The 2695-nt window shown below is 41.3% G+C and carries 5 protein-coding genes; all 5 read right to left on the bottom strand.

Going from position 1 to position 2695, the window contains the following annotated elements; translation table 11 throughout:
- Window positions 1-198: 198 nt before the first annotated feature.
- Window positions 199-681: a MazG-related protein gene (locus R7P74_RS24560; RefSeq protein ID WP_262635818.1), complete on the bottom strand. Its 483-nt coding sequence runs from the start codon at window positions 679-681 to the stop codon at window positions 199-201.
- Window positions 682-888: 207 nt separating this feature from the next.
- On the bottom strand, window positions 889-1155 hold the full coding sequence (locus R7P74_RS24555; protein ID WP_262635817.1) for a type II toxin-antitoxin system RelE/ParE family toxin: 267 nt from the start codon (window positions 1153-1155) through the stop codon (window positions 889-891).
- Window positions 1143-1400 (bottom strand): type II toxin-antitoxin system Phd/YefM family antitoxin, encoded by a 258-nt coding sequence (locus tag R7P74_RS24550; RefSeq protein WP_017038125.1) that lies wholly within the window; start codon window positions 1398-1400, stop codon window positions 1143-1145. The genes R7P74_RS24555 and R7P74_RS24550 overlap by 13 nt, the downstream gene beginning before the upstream one ends.
- 250 nt (window positions 1401-1650) lie before the next feature.
- Window positions 1651-2076, bottom strand: a complete 426-nt coding sequence (locus R7P74_RS24545; RefSeq protein WP_140145136.1) for a hypothetical protein — start codon at window positions 2074-2076, stop codon at window positions 1651-1653.
- Between the two features lie 230 nt (window positions 2077-2306).
- Window positions 2307-2603, bottom strand: a complete 297-nt coding sequence (locus R7P74_RS24540) for an SMI1/KNR4 family protein (RefSeq protein ID WP_262635816.1) — start codon at window positions 2601-2603, stop codon at window positions 2307-2309.
- Window positions 2604-2695 lie beyond the last annotated feature (92 nt).

Here is a 2695-nt window from a genome sequence, read left to right as displayed (position 1 = left end):
GTTTAGCCATAAATCACCTCTCAATTAGACCCTAGAGCTAACTTAGTAAAGTGTCTACTAAACGTGGGGTACTCGGAAACATAACGCCGCGTTAAGTGGTGAACAACGCGACCACTTACCTAAACCATTGTGCCGTAAACACTTAAGCTGATTCAAACCAAAACTGCCAAGCGTTGTGAATCCGTCTTAAACGCTTTGTTATGGCGCTGAGCTCAACGTTAGCTCCTGTATGTCAATTTGGTCTACTTCCCTGCCCAATATCCGCTTGTATTCGACTAAACGATGTACTGGAATCACTGGTAGATCGATACCTTGATAATTTTTAATGACTGACTCTGAAAAGTCGATTTCAAGCTGGTGCCAAGCGCCATCCTGATGTGATTGTATCTTCGTATATTCAGATAAACCGATTTCAATTTTTTGATTTTGGTAAACCAGCTGGAAATACTCTAGATCCCAACCGTGTTCGGCATAATGAGTTAACGGCTTGGATATGTATTTAGTTACGTGCGCTAACACTTTGTCTGCGTCTGAGTTTCGAATATAAAGGTCTATATCTGCGATTTCCCGACTACCACCATGAATAGTTGCCGCTAAGCCACCGACTATTTGATACTCCACATCCTCTGCATTCAAGCTTTCTTTGAGCCACTGCAAGGCTACTTTAACTTTATCACTCATCTAGTGCCCTTAGCTGAATTTTTCCCTGCGCCATAACGCCCTGTTAAGGTGTGAGCAACGCAATACCGATGCTTCCGCATACCACCTTAAACACCAAACACAACGCATAGCAAAAATGCCACGCGTTGCGAATCACTCTTAAACAGTTTGTTAGCCGCTCATTCCCAAAGGTTACTGCTTACTCAACAGGAACTTACGCAAATCTCTTTAAGCTCGCATAACAAACAGAATAAAGACCTTATCACTGTCTTGTTTATAGAAAACACGGCACGGATTAACGACAACTTCACGATGACTTAAATGTTCTAGTTCGGGCGGAATACGACCTGATTCTGGGAAAGTTTCTAGGCGTTCAACTTTAGAGAAGATCGTTTGTACCAACTGCTTTGCAGCTACGACATTTTCAAGTGCTATGTATTCAGCGATATCATTGAGGTCAGATAACGCTGGCTCAGTCCAGATTATTTCAGCCATTTTGACATTTTGTCCTTGGCTTCATCATGACTTACCACTTTACCGTCAGCTAGAGCACGCTCGCCTCGTGCAATACCCTCCAGAATAACCAAACGATTTTGCATAAACTCGTAATCATCAACATCAACTAGATACGCTGATGGCTTACCATGCTCAGTAATTAATACTGGTTCTTTAGTGTCGTGGAGATCAGCGAGGATCTTAGTTGCTTGACGTTTAAGTGATGTAACTAGTTCTACTTTCATGAGAGCTGCTCCAAAGGATTACAAAGTGATACTATTCTATCACTTTAAGTATAGCAAGCTCCATGACGGCTAACGCCGCATTAAGGTGTGAGCAACGCTGCCACCTACACTAAATCGTTGCGCCGTAAACACGAAACCCAACCTTGAACTGAAAATGCCAAGCGTTGAGAATCACGCTTAAATGCTTTGTTATGTTTGTTGAATTAACAGCCGCATTATCTATTAGAAACGACATCTTATTTTTAGTTTCTTACCACTCACAGTAGTTTTTAGAATTGGGCTTGTCCGGATCAAGAATTTGAACACAGAAGTTGTTTGACAGTTTATATTCACCGATAGCTGCTCTTACAGCATCCGATGTAACAGCAGATGAAAAATCAAACAAAAATGGTAAAATATCTCTACTTTTATCCCATTCTTTAGACAAATCTTCCGCAACATCTAAACCCAAATTCCAATGCCCTTCATTCATGCTGGAAAAATCATATAACTCCCATGCTGCAATATCATCCAATGATGCGGAATCTCCAGATTCATAGAAAGAGATTTCTATCTTAGAGTGCCACGGAAACACCCCAATATCGATCAGATCAATTTCTTTATCTGACAACCTTTCAAGGTTTGAACGAAAATATTCGAGAAGGGCTTTCTCTATTTTTTTTATACAATATTCCATCTTTTCCTCGGAGAACATAACGCCTTGTTAAGGTGTGAGGCACGCAACACCTAAGCATCCGCATACCACCTTAACCACTAAAATAAACGCATAGTAAAAATGCCACGCGTGCCGAATCACTCTTGAACAATTTGTTATAGCTTTTCTAACTTGGCAAATGAACTTGCAAGCAACTTAATCTCTCCGGTTTCATGAAGCCAAACATAAACTTCGGGCTTGAACTGTTCTGACTATTTTAAGAAAACCATTTGATCACCAAGACCGTTACTAGCAATAGCCAATGCATGATGAGGAAAGTTGCCAAAACCAAAACACACCTTGGTTTCTGCAATAATGTGGTTACAAGTACGAGCTAGCCTTTTTCGATCGGAGTTGTCCTTGATTGGGTAAAGCTCCCAGTCATCTTCTTCGGTCGTTGCCTCACCACCATTGTCAGTCTTCATCGATTCACGATCATCATGAGGGAGCCTTGCACCAAGCTCCACCTCAGTATTAACTAATTGTTCTTCTGTTAAGTTGAATGCCATTTTTACTCCAAAGCTTGGTGTACCCCACAAAAAGTAGACAGTACATAACTACATACTTTCGTACTCAACTGGGCTGACGTGCCCCAACGCTG

This window comes from Vibrio sp. 2033, assembly GCF_033339735.1.
The sequence above is the reverse complement of the archived record's forward strand: the minus strand, read 5'-3'. Positions and strand labels throughout refer to the sequence as shown.